This is a genomic window from Porticoccus sp. GXU_MW_L64 (assembly GCF_052983295.1).
This window is the reverse complement of sequence record NZ_JBRKJK010000004.1, coordinates 81,201-100,088: the sequence shown is the minus strand read 5'-3', so window position 1 is coordinate 100,088 and position 18,888 is coordinate 81,201. Positions and strand designations below refer to the sequence as shown.

At 56.4% G+C, this 18,888-nt stretch carries 21 protein-coding genes; 13 read left to right on the top strand and 8 right to left on the bottom strand.

All coding sequences use genetic code 11. The features are described from left to right. The first annotated feature begins 5 nt into the window (after positions 1–5). The 8 genes from ribD (at position 6) to ribA (ending at position 6,400) form a co-directional block, all read left to right on the top strand. Positions 6–1,088 carry a bifunctional diaminohydroxyphosphoribosylaminopyrimidine deaminase/5-amino-6-(5-phosphoribosylamino)uracil reductase RibD gene (gene ribD / locus ACVBEJ_RS03645; RefSeq protein WP_447128242.1) on the top strand — a complete coding sequence of 361 codons (1,083 nt, stop codon included), beginning with the start codon at positions 6–8 and terminating at the stop codon, positions 1,086–1,088. Between the two features lie 51 nt (positions 1,089–1,139). Continuing rightward, positions 1,140–1,754, top strand: coding sequence for a riboflavin synthase (locus tag ACVBEJ_RS03640; RefSeq protein WP_447128241.1), 615 nt, complete (start codon positions 1,140–1,142; stop codon positions 1,752–1,754). 49 nt (positions 1,755–1,803) lie between these two features. Continuing rightward, positions 1,804–2,919: a bifunctional 3,4-dihydroxy-2-butanone-4-phosphate synthase/GTP cyclohydrolase II gene (gene ribBA, locus ACVBEJ_RS03635; protein ID WP_447128240.1), complete on the top strand. Its 1,116-nt coding sequence runs from the start codon at positions 1,804–1,806 to the stop codon at positions 2,917–2,919. A 13-nt stretch (positions 2,920–2,932) separates the two neighbouring features. Continuing rightward, positions 2,933–3,403 (top strand): 6,7-dimethyl-8-ribityllumazine synthase, encoded by a 471-nt coding sequence (gene ribH, locus ACVBEJ_RS03630; RefSeq protein WP_447128239.1) that lies wholly within the window; start codon positions 2,933–2,935, stop codon positions 3,401–3,403. A 102-nt stretch (positions 3,404–3,505) separates the two neighbouring features. Further along, positions 3,506–3,943, top strand: a complete 438-nt coding sequence (gene nusB / locus ACVBEJ_RS03625) for a transcription antitermination factor NusB (protein WP_447128238.1) — start codon at positions 3,506–3,508, stop codon at positions 3,941–3,943. 9 nt (positions 3,944–3,952) lie between these two features. Next, positions 3,953–4,909 (top strand): thiamine-phosphate kinase, encoded by a 957-nt coding sequence (gene thiL, locus ACVBEJ_RS03620; protein WP_447128237.1) that lies wholly within the window; start codon positions 3,953–3,955, stop codon positions 4,907–4,909. A 126-nt stretch (positions 4,910–5,035) separates the two neighbouring features. Beyond that, positions 5,036–5,509 carry a phosphatidylglycerophosphatase A family protein gene (locus ACVBEJ_RS03615; protein ID WP_447128236.1) on the top strand — a complete coding sequence of 158 codons (474 nt, stop codon included), beginning with the start codon at positions 5,036–5,038 and terminating at the stop codon, positions 5,507–5,509. Between the two features lie 303 nt (positions 5,510–5,812). Next, entirely contained in the window at positions 5,813–6,400 is a 588-nt protein-coding gene (gene ribA / locus ACVBEJ_RS03610) for a GTP cyclohydrolase II (protein ID WP_447128235.1), read from the top strand. Between the two features lie 79 nt (positions 6,401–6,479). Here ribA and ACVBEJ_RS03605 read toward each other — a convergent pair whose 3' ends face one another. The 4 genes from ACVBEJ_RS03605 to gpmI form a co-directional block, all read right to left on the bottom strand. Further along, the gene (locus ACVBEJ_RS03605) at positions 6,480–6,713 is read right to left on the bottom strand and encodes a DUF6316 family protein (RefSeq protein ID WP_447128234.1); all 234 of its coding nucleotides are present in this window, start codon (positions 6,711–6,713) and stop codon (positions 6,480–6,482) included. Positions 6,714–6,925: 212 nt separating this feature from the next. Beyond that, complete coding sequence (locus ACVBEJ_RS03600) at positions 6,926–8,218, bottom strand: S41 family peptidase (RefSeq protein WP_447128233.1); 1,293 nt, start codon at positions 8,216–8,218, stop codon at positions 6,926–6,928. Between the two features lie 84 nt (positions 8,219–8,302). Continuing rightward, on the bottom strand, positions 8,303–9,448 hold the full coding sequence (locus ACVBEJ_RS03595) for a murein hydrolase activator EnvC family protein (RefSeq protein WP_447128232.1): 1,146 nt from the start codon (positions 9,446–9,448) through the stop codon (positions 8,303–8,305). 12 nt (positions 9,449–9,460) lie between these two features. Next, positions 9,461–10,993 carry a 2,3-bisphosphoglycerate-independent phosphoglycerate mutase gene (gpmI, locus tag ACVBEJ_RS03590; RefSeq protein ID WP_447128231.1) on the bottom strand — a complete coding sequence of 511 codons (1,533 nt, stop codon included), beginning with the start codon at positions 10,991–10,993 and terminating at the stop codon, positions 9,461–9,463. 256 nt (positions 10,994–11,249) lie between these two features. On the opposite strand from gpmI, the gene ACVBEJ_RS03585 reads away from it, so the two are divergent. The 4 genes from ACVBEJ_RS03585 (at position 11,250) to paaY (ending at position 13,609) form a co-directional block, all read left to right on the top strand. Further along, entirely contained in the window at positions 11,250–11,735 is a 486-nt protein-coding gene (locus tag ACVBEJ_RS03585) for a rhodanese-like domain-containing protein (protein WP_447128230.1), read from the top strand. Next, the gene (gene grxC / locus ACVBEJ_RS03580) at positions 11,728–11,985 is read left to right on the top strand and encodes a glutaredoxin 3 (RefSeq protein WP_447128229.1); all 258 of its coding nucleotides are present in this window, start codon (positions 11,728–11,730) and stop codon (positions 11,983–11,985) included. Before ACVBEJ_RS03585 ends, grxC begins: the two co-directional genes overlap by 8 nt. 84 nt (positions 11,986–12,069) lie before the next feature. Continuing rightward, positions 12,070–12,666, top strand: a complete 597-nt coding sequence (secB, locus tag ACVBEJ_RS03575) for a protein-export chaperone SecB (RefSeq protein WP_447128228.1) — start codon at positions 12,070–12,072, stop codon at positions 12,664–12,666. A gap of 331 nt (positions 12,667–12,997) precedes the next feature. Beyond that, positions 12,998–13,609, top strand: a complete 612-nt coding sequence (gene paaY, locus ACVBEJ_RS03570) for a phenylacetic acid degradation protein PaaY (protein ID WP_447128227.1) — start codon at positions 12,998–13,000, stop codon at positions 13,607–13,609. Positions 13,610–13,714: 105 nt separating this feature from the next. Here paaY and pyk read toward each other — a convergent pair whose 3' ends face one another. Beyond that, the gene (gene pyk, locus ACVBEJ_RS03565) at positions 13,715–15,148 is read right to left on the bottom strand and encodes a pyruvate kinase (RefSeq protein ID WP_447128226.1); all 1,434 of its coding nucleotides are present in this window, start codon (positions 15,146–15,148) and stop codon (positions 13,715–13,717) included. 121 nt (positions 15,149–15,269) lie between these two features. Here pyk and ACVBEJ_RS03560 point away from each other — a divergent pair, with 121 nt between their 5' ends. Next, positions 15,270–15,965 (top strand): SDR family oxidoreductase, encoded by a 696-nt coding sequence (locus ACVBEJ_RS03560; RefSeq protein WP_447128225.1) that lies wholly within the window; start codon positions 15,270–15,272, stop codon positions 15,963–15,965. Positions 15,966–16,204: 239 nt separating this feature from the next. Here the strand turns inward: ACVBEJ_RS03560 and paaE are convergent, their stop codons facing one another. From paaE to paaC, 3 genes are all read right to left on the bottom strand, one after another. After that, positions 16,205–17,299 (bottom strand): 1,2-phenylacetyl-CoA epoxidase subunit PaaE, encoded by a 1,095-nt coding sequence (paaE, locus tag ACVBEJ_RS03555; protein ID WP_447128224.1) that lies wholly within the window; start codon positions 17,297–17,299, stop codon positions 16,205–16,207. Positions 17,300–17,401: 102 nt separating this feature from the next. Next, positions 17,402–17,947, bottom strand: coding sequence for a 1,2-phenylacetyl-CoA epoxidase subunit PaaD (gene paaD / locus ACVBEJ_RS03550; protein WP_447128223.1), 546 nt, complete (start codon positions 17,945–17,947; stop codon positions 17,402–17,404). A gap of 122 nt (positions 17,948–18,069) precedes the next feature. Continuing rightward, positions 18,070–18,834 (bottom strand): 1,2-phenylacetyl-CoA epoxidase subunit PaaC, encoded by a 765-nt coding sequence (gene paaC / locus ACVBEJ_RS03545; RefSeq protein WP_447128222.1) that lies wholly within the window; start codon positions 18,832–18,834, stop codon positions 18,070–18,072. Positions 18,835–18,888: the final 54 nt, after the last annotated feature.

Sequence of the window (18,888 nt, the reverse complement as noted above, 5' to 3'; positions counted from 1 at the left end):
TTTCTATGAATGCCGCTGCTCACACACACATGGCCCGCGCCGTTCAACTGGCACGCCGCGGTCGCTACACCACCACCCCCAACCCACAGGTGGGTTGTGTGATAGAACGCGACGGCGTGGTGATTGGCGAAGGCTGGCATCAATGGGCTGGCGAGGGGCACGCAGAAGTCAATGCTCTGGCGGCAGCGGGGGATGCCTCTGGTGCTACTGTGTATGTCACATTGGAGCCCTGCAGCCATCGTGGGCTCACCGGGCCTTGTGCTCAGGCGCTGATTGACGCCAAGGTTGCGACAGTCGTTTATGGCATGGAGGATCCCAACCCAAAAGTGGCGGGTCGTGGCTTACAGCTATTGCGAGATGCGGGCATAACCGTTGAGGGCCCGCTGCTGCAAGCCCAGTGCCAACAGCTTAATCCAGGCTTTTGCAAACGCATGACTTCCGGCTTGCCGAGAGTCACGATCAAACTGGCCATGAGTCTGGACGGTCGCACCGCTATGGCCAGTGGTGAAAGCCAATGGATTACCGGCCCGGCAGCCCGCGCCGATGTGCAGAAATTGCGCGCTGCCAGCTGCGCTGTTGTCACCGGCATTGGCACCGTATTGCATGACGACCCCGCCATGACCGTGCGCGATAACTGCCTGGCTGCTGAACGGAATGACAAACCGGTTATTCGCCAACCTCTGAAAGTGGTGGTCGACAGCCGTGGCCAATTGCCAGCCAAGGCCAACATTCGCCAACAACCCGGCGATTTGCTGGTGGTTACTGCCGGAGCTGAAGTCAGTGGTGTAAACAGCCTGTCACTTACCGATAGCAACAGGGTAGACCTGCAAGCGCTGTTGCGAGAGCTGGGCAGACGCCAGTGCAACGAGGTATTGGTGGAAGCGGGCGCGGAACTGGCCGGGGCCTTTGTAGAAGCCGGACTGGTGGATCGATTGGTGATCTACCAAGCCCCGATATTGCTGGGCAGCAGTGCCCGGCCCTTGTTAAACCTGCCCTTTGAAAAAATGGCACAGCAAATGACATTAACCATTATCGATACCCGAACCGTAGGCAGCGATATACGCATTACTGCGGTTCCAGAAAAATAAGTCTTTAAGCGTGCGACGTCCGACGTCAGACGTGCGACTCAGGGTTTTACTATGTTTACCGGAATTATCGAAGCCGTTGGTGAAATCGCCGAGCTGGAGCAACGCGGTGGCGATGTGCGCCTGCGGGTAAAAACCAACGAGCTGGATCTAAGCGACGTTGATCTTGGCGACAGCATTGCCACCAACGGCGTGTGCTTGACGGTGATCGAACTGCCCGGCGATGGCTATGTGGCGGATGTGTCGGTGGAAACCCTGAGCCTGACTACCGTGGGCAACTGGGCCGTGGGCACAGCGGTTAACCTGGAAAAGGCGTTGACTCCCCAGGCCCGCCTTGGTGGTCACATGGTCAGCGGCCATGTGGATGGGGTGGGCGAAGTAGTCAGTCGCCACCCGGATGCTCGCTCCGAGCGTTTTGTATTGCGCGCACCCGCAGAACTGGCCAAGTATATTGCCCACAAGGGCTCTATCACCGTGGATGGCACCAGTCTGACGGTAAACGCGGTGAACGGCTGCGACTTTGATTTGAATATTGTGCCCCACACGCTTGAAAAAACCGTGATGGGTACTTACCAGCCGGGCACAACAATCAATCTGGAAGTGGATTTGATTGCCCGCTATCTGGAGCGCTTGCTGCTGGGCGACAAGGCAGCTTCTCCGTCATCCTGAGTGCAGCGAAGGGTCTCAGGCTGGCAACATTTTTTATAGGCAAAACAACATGACAGCAAACTTGAACACCACGGAAGAACTGATCGACGATATTCGCCAGGGCAAAATGGTTGTCCTGATGGACGACGAAGATCGGGAAAACGAAGGCGACCTGGTGATGGCCGCCTCCCAGGTGCGCCCGGAAGACATCAATTTTATGGCCACTGAAGGGCGCGGCCTGGTGTGTATGCCCATGAGCCGGGAGCGCTGCGAACAGCTCAACCTGCCCTTGATGGTAGGTGCCGCTGGTGGTCGTTTTGGCACCAATTTCACCCTTTCCATTGAAGCGGCGGAAGGGGTGACCACGGGTATTTCCGCCGCAGACCGTGCCCGTACCATTCAGGCGGCGGTGGCCCCCAATGCCGCCCCCGGGGATATTGTTCAGCCGGGGCACATTTTCCCCATCATGGCGCAACCCGGTGGTGTGCTGAGCCGCGCCGGGCATACCGAAGCCAGCTGTGATTTGTCCCGCCTCGCCGGTTACGAATCGGCGGCGGTGATCGTGGAGATTATGAATGAGGACGGCACCATGGCGCGCCGTCCGGACCTGGAAAAATTCGCCGCAAAACACAACCTGAAGATCGGCACCATCGCCGACTTGATCCACTACCGCATCGCCACTGAAAAAACCGTGGAGTGTGTGGCCAGCCGCGACATCAATACCGATTACGGTGTTTTCCAGTTGCACACCTACCTGGATGTGGCGCGGGGCGAAAAACACTTCGCTTTTGTGGCTGGCGACCTGTCCGGCGAGCCGCCATTGGTGCGGGTACACGTTGGCAACACCCTTAAAGATGTATTTGCGCTGCATAAGCCCAACAGCGAGCACCCCAGCTGGACATTCCCGAAGGCCATGAAAATGGTGGCCAGCGAGGGCCGTGGGGTGGTGGTATTGCTGTGTCATGAGGAGAGTGCCGACGACGTGGAGGAGCAGTTACAACACCTGTTCGACGAAGCCCCGGTCAGCGCCAGCAAAGCCCCCATGGTGTATCAGCAAGTGGGCACCGGCTCGCAAATTCTGCGCGAGCTGGGGGTCACCAAAATGCGTCTGCTGAGCGCGCCGTTTAAATTCCCGGCACTTTCCGGTTTCGATCTGGAAGTGGTGGAAATGATCGATACTGAATAGCTGAGGAAGCCCAATGAGCGAATACCGCCCGGACGAAGGCAGTTTTGATGTTGGTGAGGCGCGCATTGCCATTGCGGTGGCGCGCTGGAATGGCGAGATTACCGAAGGTTTGCTGAGCGGCGCCCGCCGCGCTCTGGCTCGCCACGGTTTCGACGAACACAACCTGGAAGTATTTCGGGTGCCCGGCGCCTTTGAGCTGCCGCTGGCCACGCAAAAGGTGCTGCAAACAGGGCGCTTTGACGCAGTGCTGGCTTTGGGCTGCGTGATTCGCGGCGACACACCGCACTTTGATTATGTGTGCGCCGAAACCACTCGCGGTCTTGGTGAAGTTTCCCTCAATACTGGCAATGTGGTCGCGTTTGGCCTGCTGACTACCGATACCTTGGAGCAGGCGCAGCTGCGCTCTGCGGACAACGAAGAAAACAAAGGCGAAGAAGCGGCCCTGACCGCACTGGAAATGCTGAGCTTGTTTAGAGCGTTGTAAATTTAGTGACGTCATCCTGAGCGCAGCGAAGGATCTCTATGCTAATTAACCGCTTGAGATCCTTCGCTGCGCTCAGGATGACAAATTGAGAGTAACAGAAAAGTGAGCACACCATCCCAACGCAAAAAAGCCCGTCACTTGCTGGTGCAGGCGCTTTACCAGTGGCATATGAGCGGCAGCTCGCTGGTGGATATCGAGGCGGAGTTTCACGCCGACCACGATATGAAAAAGCTGGACGGCGACTATTTTCGCGAAATTCTTCACGGCGTCGCCAAACAAGCAGACACCATCGAAGCCACCTACAATCCCCATCTGGATCGCGCGGAAAATGAACTCGATCCCATCGCCCGTGCAGTGCTGCAGTTGAGCTGCTACGAGATGCTCTACCGCATCGACGTGCCCTACAAAGTGGTGATTAACGAAGCGGTGTCTCTGGCGAAAAAGTTTGGCGCCACCGACTCCTACAAATACATCAATGGCGTAATGGACAAAGTGGCCGCGGATAAGCGGGCCGCGGAAGTGCAGGCGGCGCGGGGTTAGCTCCGCCAGATGAATGAATTCCAGCTGATTCAACGCTATTTCAGCGGCCTGCAACAACTGGCTGACGGAGTGGTATTGGGCATTGGTGACGATGCCGCTGTGCTCGACATTCCTCCCGGCGAGCAGTTGGTGGTGACCACCGACACCCTGGTGGAAGGGGTGCACTTTCCTGGCGATATCAGCGCTGAACAAATTGCTTGTCGCGCCCTGGGCAGCAACCTCAGTGACCTTGCCGCCATGGGCGCGCAGCCTCGCTGGTTCTCCCTGGCGCTGACCCTGCCAAATGTGGATAACACCTGGCTGGCGGGGTTCAGTGAAGGTTTGGCGCAACTGGCAAAGGCTTATGGTTGTGCACTGATCGGTGGTGACACCACGCGCGGGCCGCTGTCGGTCACCATTACGGCTCAGGGCACAGTGCCTCGGGGCAGTGCCCTTACGCGCTGCGGTGCCCGCCCCGGCGATCGTATTTTTGTCAGTGGTGTGCCGGGCATGGGGGCAGCAGGGCTGGCCTGCTTGCAGGGGGATTTTGCAGCGGACGACGGTGACGTCCGCCACCAGCTGCTCAACCGTTTTCTCAGCCCCGAACCGCGCCTGCAACTGGGTTTGCAGCTGCGCGCTATTGCCAGTGCCTCCATTGATATTTCCGACGGCCTGCTGGCGGACCTGGGGCATATTTGCCAGCGCAGTGGTGTGGGGGCGCAGCTGGATATAAAAGCCTTGCAAACTTTGCCATGGCCAGCAGCGCTGCCCGCTGACGGGCAGTTGTTGCAGTGGACGCTGGCGGGTGGCGATGACTACGAACTCTGCTTTGTGGTGCCAGAGAGCAAGCTCGATGCACTGTACGCGCTACAATCAGAGCCGGCCATTACCGCCATTGGTGAGATTGTCGAAGGCGAAGGGTTGTGGGCCGTTGATGGCAATGGCCAGTGTACGGGACTCAGCGCCAGCGGATACAAACACTTTTAAGCAATTGAACTGCGTCATCGCGAGGAGCCACAGGCGACGCGGCGATCTCCAGCCGGGTACTGCGAAATTATCAGATTGCCGCGTCGCCTGCGGCTCCTCGCAATGACGACTTAACGGTATTTGATAATGAGGCTTTCTTTCTCACAACTGCTTAAAAACCCGGTTCATCTGCTGGCTTTCGGCTTTGGCTCCGGTTTGTCGCCCAAAGCCCCCGGCACGGTGGGTACTCTGGTGGCTGTACTGCTTTATCTGCCCCTGTCCCAGCTGGCGCTGCCCTGGTATCTGCTGGCGGTGGTGCTGGCAGCTGTGTTGGGCATTTATCTGTGTGGCAAAAGCGCTCGCGACCTGGAGGTGCACGACCACCCTGGTATCGTCTGGGACGAATTTGTTGGTTTTTGGCTGACCATGGCGGCACTGCCGGCCACCTGGTACTGGGTTGTTGCCGGTTTTGTTCTGTTCCGGGTATTCGATATCGCCAAGCCATGGCCTATTGGCTGGTGCGACAGGCGTGTGCACGGTGGCACGGGTATTATGCTGGACGACCTGCTGGCTGGCATTTATAGCTGGATAATTCTGTTTGCGGCCTACCAATTTTTTTGAGCAAGCGGTAGGGTCTGTTGGCGGCTGAAAAGGCGTCCATCTAGGCGCGAGGAGAGTAGTTTAGTCATTCTAAATGAACGACGAGCAACAACGAGGGGCGCCTTTTCAGCCCCAACCCGAAGGGCTGAGGCTCCTTTCTTAAATACGGAAAGTGCGCTCCACTGCGTTGTAAATCGCTTATGTAGAACGACTACACGGCACTCTTTACGCCTTGTTGAGCACAAAAATCGCTCTCAGCAGAGGTGGATATGAAGCGCCAACAGACCCTACAATAACCGCCCTTATGATGTTCCGGAGCTTTTTGTGACCCTGCATTACGTGGATTCTTCGCAACTCCCCACCCAATATGGTGTATTTGCCATTCATGGCTTTGACGACCGTGCCAACAACAAAGAGCACATTGCATTGTCCATGGGCGATCTGAGCGGGGGTGAGCCGGTGCTGATGCGAGTGCACTCTGAGTGTTTAACCGGCGATGCCCTGTTTTCCCAGCGCTGTGATTGCGGCTCGCAGTTGCAAACTGCCATGGAAAGAATTGCCGCCGAGGGGCGCGGGGTGATTTTGTACTTGCGCCAGGAGGGGCGCGGCATCGGCCTGCTGAACAAAATCAAAGCCTACAATCTTCAGGATGCTGGCCACGATACGGTGGAAGCCAATGAAAAACTGGGCTTTGGCGCCGATATGCGCGATTACAGTATTTGCCAGCCGATGCTGGAGCATTTGAAGATCAGTAAAGTCAAGCTGATGACCAACAATCCCCGCAAAGTGAAGGCCATTTCAGATCATGGTGTGGAAGTGGTGGAACGAGTGCCACTGCAATCCGGTTGCAACCCTCACAATGCCAAATACCTGGCCACCAAAGCGGGCAAGCTGGGACATTTGTTTGATTGATACGTGGTTGAAAGTGATTTTTTCAAAGCGCAAAAGCCCGGCTCGAAGCCGGGCTTTTCGGTTTTTCTGGCGGTTTGCCTCAGGTGCCGAATTTGGTGCCTGTGGTAAAGAACTGCAGTGACGATGGGTCAGCACGGGTTACGAACTCAATGTAATCACCTACCCCGGCCTGGGCCTGGGGTTTGGAGTCGTAGGGACCCACTGCAGCACCTTCTCTGGTGGCAAAAAACCAGAAATTGTGCAAATTAAAAAAACGTTCGCTGCGAACCGGAACCGGTTTGGCAGCATCGCCTTCTCTATACTCTGGTACCACTTCTATACCCTCCCACGGGTTTATGCTGTTGAATACCGCTTTCGCTTCAGCCAACGTTATGACAAACAAACATCACAAACGTTTCAAGCAAATACTAGAAGTCCTTCCCTAATATAGAATTCCAACGCTTAATTTCACCTTTTTTTGCATTGGAATCCAGACAAATTGTGACTTAATTGTTACAGGTGGTCAAATGCTCTGTTGAGCGGATATTAATCTTTGCGGCTGAGGATATAAACGCCTTTTAACACGTTTAGCCCTTCTATCAGCTGGTTGTCCATTATGTCTTCGCTCAGTGGTTTATCGTCACCTTGCGGTGAATCTTTACCGGGGTTCGACAGGTGACCCCGCAGGCTCGATTCACTGACCACGTAATCCGCCCCTTCCACGGGCACAATATCGGCGCGTTTGATGACAATATCCGGTTGTATGCCTGTGGCCTGGATGGAGCGCCCACTGGGGGTGAAGTAGCGCGCGGTGGTAAGTTTGACCCCTTCGGTTTCGGAAATCTGCACCACGCTTTGCACCGAACCTTTACCGAAACTGCGGGTGCCCACCACGATGGCGCGGCGGTGATCCTGTAACGCACCGGCGACGATTTCAGAGGCAGACGCAGAGCCGCCGTCAATCAGTACCACCACCGGGATATTGCCGGTAATGTCGTCGGAACCGGCCTCGTACTCGGTGTTGGAGCTGGGCAGGCGGCCTTTGGTATAGGTCACCATGCCGCCATCCAATAAGGTGTCGGCCACTTCCACTGCCGCGGGCAGTACGCCACCGGGGTTGTTGCGCAGGTCGAGAATCAAACCCTTAAAAGGGCTTTCTGAACCCATCAATTTGAGCAGGCTGTTGCGAAACTGCTCGCCGGTTTCCACCTGGAATTGGGCGATGCGAATGTAGCCGTAGCCCGGTTCCAGAATACGGCTGCGCACACTCAGGGATTTGATGGTATCGCGGATGACTTCCAGCGTGATGGGCCGCCCCTGGCCTTTACGAACAATGGTCAGGGATACCGGGGTGCCGCTGGGACCGCGCATCAGGGCGATGGCCTCGTCCTGGTTGAGCCCTTTTACCAATTTGTCGCCGATCTTGATAATGCGGTCACCGGCGCGTATGCCGGCTTTGGTGGCCGGTGAGTCGTCGATGGGGGCAACCACCAGTACCGCGTTGTCTTCCATATCCACTTCAATGCCGATGCCGCTGAATTCCTCGCCATTGCTGCTTTTCTGCAGTTGGGTAAAGGCGTCTTCATCCAGATAGGTGGAGTGGGGGTCGAGATTGCCCAGCAAACCGTTAATGGCGTTTTGCAGCAGAATGCGGTCGTCCACTTCTTCCACGTAGGACTTGCGTATATGGTCGAAAATCTGGGTAAAAGCGCGCAATTCCTCAAGGGGCAATTGTGCCTTGGGCGCGGGTTCGGGCTGGCTTTCGGCCGCATTCAGCGAACCGCCCAGCAGGAGGGCTAGGGGCAGTGCCAGTTGGCGAAAATGGCGGATGCAGTGCATGGGGTTGCCTTATTCGGGTATCGGTTTGGATAGTGTAGGTTTGGAGGACGGAAAAGGAAAAGAGTTTCTTGCCGGAGGGCGTTTTTAGCCCCTTGTCAACCACTTGGCCGGGTTGCGCGGCTGACTGTTTTTGCGAATTTCAAAGTACAGGGCGCTGCTGTCCAGGCCGCCGGAGCTGCCTACCCGGGAAATGGCTTCGCCACTTTGTACCCACTCGCCGGTCTCTTTCAGCAGTACCTGGTTGTGGGCGTACAGGCTCATATAGCCGTCGCCATGGTCGATAATAATCAGCAGGCCGTGGCCTCTCAGGTAGTCGGAAAATACCACCCGACCGTGATGGATGGCACTCACCGGCGTTCCGGCGCTGGCGCCGAGTAGCCAGCCGTTCCAGCGAATATCCGCCTGGCGGCGGTTGCCAAAACGCTTGCGCAGCTGGCCTTTCACCGGCCACTGCAACTTGCCCTGGCGTTTGGCAAAGGGTTCGCTGTTGCCCGGCAGGTCCAGTTCGGCAATGGCCAGTTCCAGTTCGGCAAGTACTTGTTCCAGGGCCGCGCGTTCGCGCTGCAATTTGTTCAGCTGTTTTTTGTCGCTGTCGATGGTTTTGGCCAGCGCCAGCAACGCCACTTTGCGCTCGGCAATGCGCTCTTGCAGGCCCATTCGCTGTTGCTTCAGCTGTTGCTGTTGGGCCAGTTGTTGTTGTTGTTTTTCGGTGATGTCGCTCTGTACCTGTTCGAGCCTGGCGATGGTATTCAGGTAGCCTTGGATCTTGTCGTTGCGCGCTTGCAGGAAGTAGTCGTGATATTTAAGCAGGCGATTGAAGCGCGCCGGATCCTGCTCGTTGAGCAACAGTTTGATATGTTCCTCGCGGCCCATGCGGTAGGCGGCGTTGATGTGTTGCACAATCAACTGTTGTTGCTGCTTGCGGGCACTGAGCAATTGCTGGCGTTCGCGATCCAGCCGGGTGAGTTCGACTTTGAGTTGTTGCAGGGCGGCCTGGCTGTCGGCAATTTGCCGGCGCAGCTTGCCTTCTGCCACCTCTGTCTTGCGCAGCGCAGTGTTTTGCTGGTCGTGATCCCGGGTACTGGCTTGCAGGTTTTTTTGCAGGTTGGCAATGCGGCTTTTCAGGGCGTCGAGCTTTTTTTGCTCGCTGGCTTTGTCTGCCTGCAGCGGGGCCCACAGTAACAGGCCCGCCAGCAGGCAGGCGGTGCGAAACAGGGTGCTGTTGCCCACTGCCAAAGCAGTCTAGCCCTGTAAAACCGCCAGCGAGCGGCCGCCCATTTCGGCAGGTTGTTGCAGGCCCATCAGTGCCAGCATGGTGGGGGCTACATCCGCCAGCGAGCCGCCATCCACCAATGCCAGGTTGCGTTCGCCCACATACACAAAGGGCACTGGCAGGGTGCTGTGCTGAGTGCTGATCTGGCCGGATTCGGAGTCGAACATTTCTTCCAGGTTGCCGTGGTCGGCGGTGATCAGGCATTCGCCGCCTGCCACCTGTACCGCGTCGGTAATGCGCTGCACGCACTGGTCGACAAATTCGGCGGCCTGCACCGCTGCGTCGAATACTCCGGTGTGGCCCACCATGTCGCCGTTGGCGTAGTTGCAGATAATTGCGTCGTATTTGCCGGATTCGATGGCGGCAACCAGTTTGTCGGTAACTTCTTCAGCGCTCATTTCCGGCTGCAGGTCGTAGGTGGCCACCTGGGGGCTGGGCACCAGAATGCGGTCTTCGCCCTCGTACAGTTCTTCTCGTCCGCCGGAATAAAAAAAGGTCACGTGGGCGTATTTTTCCGTTTCGGCAATGCGCAACTGGGTTTTGCCCAGCCCAGCCAGGTACTCGCCCATGGAGTTCACCAGTTTTTCCGGCGGGAAGGCACAGGGTGTGTGGATGTCGGCGGCGTATTCGGTGGTCATCACAAAAGCTGCCAGCGCTGGGGTGGCGGCGCGCTCAAAGCCGCTGAAGTCCGCATCCACAAAGGCGCGGGTGATCTGGCGGGCGCGATCCGGGCGGAAGTTCATAAACAGCACCGCATCGCCATCGCCTATGGCGGCACCACCGTCAATGGCGGTGGCCTGAACAAATTCGTCGTTTTCTTCCCGCTGGTAAGCGGCTTGCAGCCCGGCGGTGGCACTGTCGGCGCTGAATTCCGCTTTGCCCTGGGTGAGCAGATCATAGGCGGTTTGTACTCGGTCCCAGCGGGAGTCGCGGTCCATGGCATAGTAGCGTCCGCACAGGCTGGCAATTTGGCCAACGCCCAGCGCGGTCAGTTTGGCAGCGGTTTTTTCCAGCGATGACAGGGCGCTGCGCGGTGGGCAGTCGCGGCCATCCAGAAAGGCGTGAACATACACTTTGCTGGCGCCGCGTTGGGCCGCCAGCTCGCAGGCGGCGAGGATATGGTCTTGGTGGCTGTGCACGCCCCCAGGTGACAGTAGACCGAGCACATGCACGGCCTTGTCTGCGTTAACGGCTTTGTCGATGGCCGCCAGGTAAGTGGCATTGTTAAAAAAGTCGCCGTCTTCAATGGCTTTGTTGATGCGGGTGAAATTCTGGTATACCACCCGGCCAGCTCCCAGGGTCATATGGCCCACTTCGCTGTTACCCATTTGGCCTTTCGGCAGTCCCACCGCCATGCCCGACGTTTGAATCAGGGTGCGTGGTGCCTGCGCCCAGAGTTTGTCCCACACCGGGGTGTTGGCGCTGAAGATGGCGTTGTGTTCGCTGGAGTCGCTGTGGCCCCAGCCGTCGAGGATCAAAAGTACCAAGGGTTTCTTTGTCATGGGAATGCGTAGGTGTGTAAAAGTAGTGCAGATAGTAACGGTTTGATGAGGCGAACGGAACTGCTACGGGCCGCGAGCAGATCAGGCCAATATGTCATCCTGAGCGTAGCGAAGGGTCTCCATGTGTGGCCGAAGTACGAGATCCTTCGCTGCGCTCAGGATGACAAGCTGTGGTGTTCCCGCCCCTCCCCGTAGCTAGTCGCCCGCAGCTCGTTTATACTCCCGCCCTTTGATGTAACCGGACGGGAACTGAACCGTGGATTTTTTCGTATTTATCAGCGAGCAGTGGCTGCTGGTGAGCATTGGCCTGGTGTTGATCTACCTGCTGGCCATTACCGAGGGCAATAAGGGTGGCAAGCTGTTGTCTACCAGTGAGGTGGTGGTACTGCTGAACAGCGGCAATGGCGTGTTGGTGGATGTGCGCCCCCACAAAGAATTCGATGTTGGCCACATTACCGATGCGCTGAACATTCCTCACGACAAGCTGGCAGCGCGCCTGTCAGAACTGGACAACTACAAGGGAAAAACCTTGGTGGTGGCCGACAAGATGGGCCAACATGCGGGAGCTGCTGGCAAAGTCCTGCGCAAACAGGGTTTTGAGGTGCGCCGTATCCGCGGCGGTGTTGCCGAGTGGCAGAACCAGAACCTGCCACTGGTGAAAGGCAGAGAAAAAATCAAAGACAAGGAAAAGGGCAAGAGCAAAAAGAAAACCAAGAACCAGAAGGGCAAGGCCAATGTCTGACGTAGTACTGTACGGCACCCGTTTCTGCCCTTACTGCATTGCCGCCCGGCGTTTGCTAAAGCGCAAAGGCGTTGACTTCAAGGATATTTCCGTAGACAGCAACCGCAAGCTCCGCACCGAAGTTATGCAGCGCAGCGGTCAGCGCACGGTGCCGCAGATATGGGTGGGCAGCACCCATGTGGGAGGCTTTGACGACCTGCAGCGGTTGGAAAGCAACGGCAAACTGGATAAATTGCTGGCCGGTGCTTGAAAAGCCGTCAGCTGTCTCCATATAGATGAAAACCTGAATTTTCAAATACCAAAGCAAACATGTTAAAAGTATAAGGCGAGTTCCATGACTGACGAAACCAGCAACGAAAACACTGAAGAAACTACAGCTGAAACAACCGAAGCCGAGCAAACCACAGAAACCGAAGGTGGTGCCGAAGGCGCAGAAGCCGCAGCCGCCGGTCAGGAACAGCAACAGCCCCAGGTTCAATTCGCTATGCAGCGCATGTACCTGAAAGACCTGTCTTTTGAAACCCCACAAGGTGTCGAAGCGTTCCGCAAACAGTGGAAGCCCAACGTCAATCAGGAAATGACCACCAAAACCAAAAAGGTGGAAGATGGCCTGTACGAAGTCACCCTGCAGCTTACCATCACCGTAAAGAGCGAAGAAGAAGCCCTCTACCTGGTAGAGGTGCAGCAGGCAGGCCTGTTTACCGTAACCGGCCTGGAAGGTCAGCAACTGGCGCAAGTGCTCAACACCGCTTGCCCCAATATGCTGTTCCCCTACGCCCGTGAAGTGATTGATAACGTGGTGACCAAAGGCTCCTTCCCGGCCCTGATGCTGCCCCCCATCAACTTCGATGCCCTGTTTGTTCAGGCCCTGGCACAAGCCAAGGCCCAAGCGGAACAGCAGCAGGAAGGCGCTGGCGAAACCACTCACTGAGTGCCTAACAAAATACATCGTCATTCCCGCCTACGCGGGAATGACGGTACCAAAGCCCGCCTTTATCTATAGAATAAAGGTGGGCTTTTTTGCGCCTGTGTTGTTTGACGTTTGGAGTTCGACGTTGGACGATGTGGGCTCTTAGCTCTGTAGGTTGGCCTTCAGGCCGACAAAGTTGGCGCTACGTAGCAAATACGTTGACAGCCTGAAGGCCGACCTACAAAATCAACGTCAAACGTCAAACGTCAAACGTCAAACGTCAAACGTCAAACGTCAAACGTCAAACGTCAAACGTCAAACGTCAAACGTCAAACGTCAAACGGAGCCAGCCATGCCCTGCTATTCCATCGACGGCCTGACTCCCGTTGTTCACCCCACCGCATTTGTCCACCCTTCTGCCGAACTGATCGGTGATGTCATTATCGGCCCTCATTGCTACATCGGCCCCTGTGCCTGCCTGCGCGGTGACTTTGGTCGCATCATCGTCGAGCAGGGCGCCAATGTGCAGGACACCTGTGTGATGCACAGCTTTCCCGATAAAGATTCCGTGGTGGAACAAAATGGGCACATCGGCCACGGCGCGGTGCTGCACGGCTGCCGCATCGGTCGCAATGCATTAGTGGGCATGAATGCAGTGGTCATGGATGGTGCCGACATTGGTGAAGAATCCATCGTTGCCGCCGGTGCTTTTGTAAAAGCGGCCTTCAAATGCGCCCCCCGCAGCATGGTAGTGGGCAGCCCGGCGAAAGTGATCAAGCAAGTGAGCGACGAACAGATTCAATGGAAAACCCGGGGCACAGCGGAGTACCAGCAACTGACGGTGCGCTGCCAACAATCATTGCACTTGGTGGAACCTCTGGCAGAAGCAGAGCCGGATCGCCGCCGACTGACAGCGGGGGAGATCAAGCCGTTGTTTGAGCAGGGGTGCGAAGATGAATGTTGAATGATGACGAGATTGCCATGTCGCTTCGCTCCTCGCAATGACAGATTTGATAGCGATTTTCCTCCGGGCTGCCCGGGGCTCGTAGCCCGCAACCCGCAGCCGAATCTAAACCTCAAAAATCTTCAACGTATTCGTCATTCCCCCTTCGCCCACCTGATCGCCGCGGGTGCCGAGCACCATATCGCCTTTGTTGAGAAAGCCGTTGCTTTTGAGTTTTTCCACTGCGTCACTCAGCAGGCTGTTGCGGTTGTTGCCGGAGATGTTGTAGTAGCGGGGGATAACGCCGCGGAACAGGGCCATGCGATTGAGGGTGCTCTGGTGTTCGGACATGGCGAATACCGGGATGCCGGAGCGGATGCGCGACATCAGTAGTGGCGTGTTACCGGATTCTGTGAGGCAGATAATCGCTTTCACATCGGGCATATGGTTAGCGGCGTACATGGCGGCCATGGCGATGGCGTCTTCGGTTTGCTGAAATTGACGATCCATGCGGTGGCCGGATATTTGGGTGCTGCGTTGCTTTTCCGCCCCCAGAGCGATGCGGCTCATGGCTTCCACCACGGTAATGGGGTGTTTGCCGGTGGCGGTTTCTGCCGACAGCATCACCGCGTCGGTGCCGTCCAGTACCGCGTTGGCCACGTCGAACACTTCCGCGCGGGTGGGGATGGCGTTGTCGATCATGGTTTCCATCATCTGGGTGGCGGTGATCACTGCCCGGTTTAACTGGCGGGCGCGGAGAATGATTTTCTTTTGCACACCAATCAGGCCGGCGTCACCAATTTCCACACCCAGGTCACCGCGGGCTACCATCACCGCGTCAGAGGCGATGATCATGTCGTCCAGGGTTTTGTCGTCGGCCACGGTTTCGGCGCGCTCGATTTTCGATACCAGGCGAGCTTTGCAGCCGGCTTTTTGGGCGCATTCGCGAGCGTAGTGCATATCTTCGGCGGTACGCGGAAAGGATATCGCCAGGTAGTCGATTTCCATTTCGGTGGCGACTTTTAAATCTTCCAGGTCTTTTTCCGTCAATGCCGGGGCCGACAGACCGCCACCCAGCAGGTTGATGCCTTTCTTGGGGTAGAGTACGCCGCCAACAATCACTGTGGTGTTGATGCGGGTGCCGTCGATACTGTCGATTTGCAGTTGCAGGCGACCATCGTCCAGCAGCAGGGTTTGCCCGGGTTGGCAATCCGTCGACAGGGATTGGTAGCTGCAACCCACGACTTGTTCGTCGCCTTCATCGGCCGGGTGTTGGGTATCAAGAGCAAAGCTGGCGCCTTCTGCCAGTTGCGCGCTGCCAGTGCGAAAGCCGGCGATGCGGATTTTCGGGCCCTGCAAATCCCCCAGCAGGGCGACATTGGCGGACAGTTTGTCCGCTTCCTGGCGCACCAGGCGGGCGCGCTCCATGTGCTCTTGTGGTTCGCCATGGGAAAAGTTAATGCGGAAGACGTTGGCTCCGGCCTGAATCAGTCCGCTGATGGTTTCCGCATCGGAGCTGGCGGGGCCGAGGGTGGCGATAATTTTGGTGCGTTTGTACATAATAAAGGCCGCTATGGGGTGGGGTGGCAGAATTGTATGATAATTCGGCGTAAAAATCAGATGCTTGAGCTTACGGCCGTCAATTTTAATGAATAAATTATGACAAGTTGTGGAGAAAATTATGAAAACCCTGTTGATTACCGGAAGCAACCGCGGAATCGGCCTGGAACTGACGCGCCAATATCTGAACAGCGGTTGGCGGGTTCATGCCTGTTGCCGCCAGCCACAGCAAGCCGCCGAGTTGCAGTGCCTTGCGGACCGTTACCCGGATTCAGTGGTGGTGCATGAACTGGATGTATCCAGTGAGTGCAGCATTGCGCGGCTGAAAAGCGCTTTGGGCAGCGAGCCCATTGATCTGTTGCTGAACAACGCCGGAGTGTATGGCGGGGCGGGCAACCGCCTCGGCAGCCTGGACGTGGACGAGTGGTTGCAGGTGATGCGTGTCAACACTGTCGCTCCGCTGCTGATGGCGCAGGTATTTCTCGACAACGTAGCCGCCAGCGAGAGAAAAACCATTGCCTCGATAAGCAGCAAAGTGGGGAGTATTGCCGACAATCGCGGCGGCAGTAATTATATGTATCGCTCGTCAAAAACCGCCTTGAATCAGGCCATGAAAAGCCTGTCTATCGATACTGGGTATTTGGGGGTCACATCGGTGGTGTTGCACCCCGGCTGGGTGCAAACGGATATGGGCGGCCCCAATGCGTTGATCACTACCGAAGAAAGCGCAACAGGGTTAAAGGTGGTATTGGATAATTTGACGCCGGAAAAGTCCGGGCGGTTTTTTAACTACGATGGTAGTGAGATTCCGTGGTAAGTCTGCTTCCTTTCGTCATCGCGACAAATCGGCAGGAGAGCCGATTTGGGCGCAGTAGGCGGTCGCAGACCAAGCAACACGGATGTTGCGAGTCACCGCAGCGCGGCGATCCAGAGGCTTTAATTGTCGATCAATACCTTGAAAGACACTGGATTCTTCGCTGCGCTCAGAATGACGAAGACCTAAGACGGCTCGTTCAGTGCGCCCTGTCTTCCATCTCTCGTCTCACATTTCTCACATTAATGCTGATCAAAATCCACCACCACTTTTTCACTCACCGGGTGCGCCTGGCAGGTGAGAATAAAGCCTTTGTCGATTTCGTACTGCTCCAGGCCGTGGGTGCGGTCCATTTCCACTTCGCCTTCGATCAGTTTGGCTTTGCAGGTGGCGCACACGCCGCCCTTGCAGGAGAAAGGCAGGTCGACGCCATTGTCGATGCCCGCGTCCAGCAGGTTTTCGCCATCGGCGCTGAGGTCGAAGTTGATACGGCGGCCACCGGACATCAGGGTGACGTTACTCACCAGTTCGCCGTATTTTTCTGCCCGCTCGTGGTGTTTCTGCACCGCTTCGGCAGCGGCTTCGGCCGATGAGCCAAACAGTTCGTAGTGAATGTTGGCTTCTGCAATGCCCTCGCTGCGCAGGCCGCGGGAGACTTCGGAGATCATCGATTCCGGGCCGCACAGAAACACTTCGTCAAAGGCATTAATCTTGATCAGCTTTTTGGCTTGCAACTCGGCGCCTTTGCGGTTGTTGATACGGCCGTGCAGCACCTCGGCTTCGTGTTCTTCCCGGCTGAGAATATTGATCCATTGAAAGCGCTCCATATGGGCGTTTTTAACGTCTGATAATTCTTCACGGAACATCACGCTTTTGGTGCGTTGGTTGCCATAAATCAGGGTAACTGCGCTGCCCGGTTCAGTGGCCAGTACGGTTTTGATGATCGACAGCATGGGGGTAATGCCGGAACCGGCGGCAATGCACATATAGTTTTTTGTGTTGGCGGGATTCAGTTCGGTGTAGAACTTGCCCTGGGGGGGCATCACTTCCAGACAGTCGCCGGCTTTCAATTGCTCGTTGGCAAAAGTGGAAAATACCCCGCCGTCGATTTTTTTAATACCCACCCGCAGTTGCTCATCGCCAACGGCGGAGCAGATGGAGTAGGAACGGCGCACAACTTCGCCGTTGATATCGGCCTTCAGGGTCAGGTACTGGCCCTGGATAAACTGGTATTTTTCTTTTAATTCCGCAGGAACGTCAAAAGTCACCTGCACGGCGGAGTCGGTCTCGGCAGCAACAGCGGCGACGTTGAGGCTGTAGAAGTTGGTATCGTTCATATTCTTTACTCTGTCCAATTGTCATCCTGAGCGCAGTGACGGATCTCTATGTTACAGCGCAGTATGAGATCCTTCGCTGCGCTCAGGATGACGGGGTCGTATTCACAGGCACTTGAAATAATCAAACGGCTCGTGGCAGTCCTGGCATTTGTACAGCGCCTTGCAAGCGGTGGAACCGAATTCGCTCACTTTTACCGTGTTCACTGAATCGCACTGGGGGCAGGGGATTTGTGGCTCCTCTCCAAACAGGCTTTCTTTGTTTGTGGAGGTTTCCTGCGGCGGTGCAATGCCGTAGTCTTTCAGTTTGCGCCGACCTTCCGGGCTGAGCCAGTCGGTGGTCCAGGCCGGTGCCAGTTGGCTGCGAATGTCAACGTTGCTGTAACCGGCATTTTTCAGTGCCACTTCCACATCCTCCGCCATGGTATTAATGGCGGGGCAGCCGCTGTAGGTGGGGGTGAGGGTAATGGTAATTTTGTCACCCTGCTTTTCCACATTGCGCAATACGCCCAGGTCCCACAGTGACAGCACGGGCACTTCCGGGTCGTGGACGGTATCCAGTAAATCCCAGATGGCGGCGGTGTCCGGGTTGGCGCGGTGCTGATTACGTTCAACCTGTTCGGCGCTGACGATTGGGATTAGTGTGACCATGTTTGTCTCTTTTCATCATCCCCACTTGTCATCCTGAGCATAGCGAAGGATCTCGCAGGTTAGCTCTACCATTGAGATCCTTCGCTATGCTCAGGATGACAGTGGCGGCAATGATGATGTGTTTACCAACTATTCCCCGGATACGCCCGTTGCACATACTGCAATTCCGCCAGCAGATAACCCAGGTGTTCGGTGTGAATACCGGTGCGACCGCCGCGAATGGCGATGTCGTGATCCGGCAGGGTCAGGGTGGCTTCGTTGGTCACGTCCTGAATCATTTGCTGCCACTGCTCGCGCAGTTGTGTGCGGTTCACGGCCACGCCCTGAGCAACCAGCGCGGTTTCCAGTTCGTCCATATCGAACATTTCGGTCACGTAGTCCCAGAGCTCGTCGATGGCAGTCTGGCAGCGGTTGTGGCTGTCTTCACTGCCGTCACCCAGGCGCACCATCCAGTCTTTGCTGCGGCGCAGGTGGTATGTGGTTTCCTTGATCGATTTGCCAGCGATGGCGGCCAGAGTGCTGTCGGTGCTTTTTTGCAGTTCTGTGTAAAACAGCAGGTTAAAGACGTCCACAAAAAACTGGCGCACGATGGTAAAGGCGAAATCGCCTTTGGGTAGCTCGTTGATCAGCAGGTTGCGGTATTCGCGGGCGTCCCGCAGGTAGCAAATATCGTCTTCGCTGCGGCCCTTGCCTTCGGCTTTGCCTGCGTACTCGTAAAACATCTTGGCGCGGCCCACGTAATCCAGTGATACGTTGATCAGGGCGATGTCTTCTTCCAGAAACGGACCATTGCTGCACCACTCGGAAAGGCGATGGCCCAGGGTCAGTGAGTCGTCCGCCAGGCGGATGGCGTAGTCGACGATAGCTTGGTTGTTGGCTTCAGTCATTTTTTCACTCCACACTGTCATTCTGAGCACAGCGAAGGATCTCATTGTTCAATC

Excerpts from the sequence above, each read along its gene's own strand:
- paaD (WP_447128223.1), bottom strand. The coding sequence starts at position 17,947 with ATGGTCACACTAATCCCAATCGTCAGCGCCGAACAGGTTGAACGTAAT.
- ribH (WP_447128239.1), top strand. The coding sequence starts at position 2,933 with ATGAGCGAATACCGCCCGGACGAAGGCAGTTTTGATGTTGGTGAGGCG.
- ACVBEJ_RS03560 (WP_447128225.1), top strand. The coding sequence starts at position 15,270 with ATGAAAACCCTGTTGATTACCGGAAGCAACCGCGGAATCGGCCTGGAA.
- thiL (WP_447128237.1), top strand. The coding sequence starts at position 3,953 with ATGAATGAATTCCAGCTGATTCAACGCTATTTCAGCGGCCTGCAACAA.
- paaE (WP_447128224.1), bottom strand. The coding sequence starts at position 17,299 with ATGAACGATACCAACTTCTACAGCCTCAACGTCGCCGCTGTTGCTGCC.
- grxC (WP_447128229.1), top strand. The coding sequence starts at position 11,728 with ATGTCTGACGTAGTACTGTACGGCACCCGTTTCTGCCCTTACTGCATT.
- ACVBEJ_RS03600 (WP_447128233.1), bottom strand. The coding sequence starts at position 8,218 with ATGCACTGCATCCGCCATTTTCGCCAACTGGCACTGCCCCTAGCCCTC.
- ACVBEJ_RS03640 (WP_447128241.1), top strand. The coding sequence starts at position 1,140 with ATGTTTACCGGAATTATCGAAGCCGTTGGTGAAATCGCCGAGCTGGAG.
- gpmI (WP_447128231.1), bottom strand. The coding sequence starts at position 10,993 with ATGACAAAGAAACCCTTGGTACTTTTGATCCTCGACGGCTGGGGCCAC.
- ACVBEJ_RS03615 (WP_447128236.1), top strand. The coding sequence starts at position 5,036 with ATGAGGCTTTCTTTCTCACAACTGCTTAAAAACCCGGTTCATCTGCTG.
- ribBA (WP_447128240.1), top strand. The coding sequence starts at position 1,804 with ATGACAGCAAACTTGAACACCACGGAAGAACTGATCGACGATATTCGC.
- paaC (WP_447128222.1), bottom strand. The coding sequence starts at position 18,834 with ATGACTGAAGCCAACAACCAAGCTATCGTCGACTACGCCATCCGCCTG.
- ribD (WP_447128242.1), top strand. The coding sequence starts at position 6 with ATGAATGCCGCTGCTCACACACACATGGCCCGCGCCGTTCAACTGGCA.
- secB (WP_447128228.1), top strand. The coding sequence starts at position 12,070 with ATGACTGACGAAACCAGCAACGAAAACACTGAAGAAACTACAGCTGAA.
- paaY (WP_447128227.1), top strand. The coding sequence starts at position 12,998 with ATGCCCTGCTATTCCATCGACGGCCTGACTCCCGTTGTTCACCCCACC.
- pyk (WP_447128226.1), bottom strand. The coding sequence starts at position 15,148 with ATGTACAAACGCACCAAAATTATCGCCACCCTCGGCCCCGCCAGCTCC.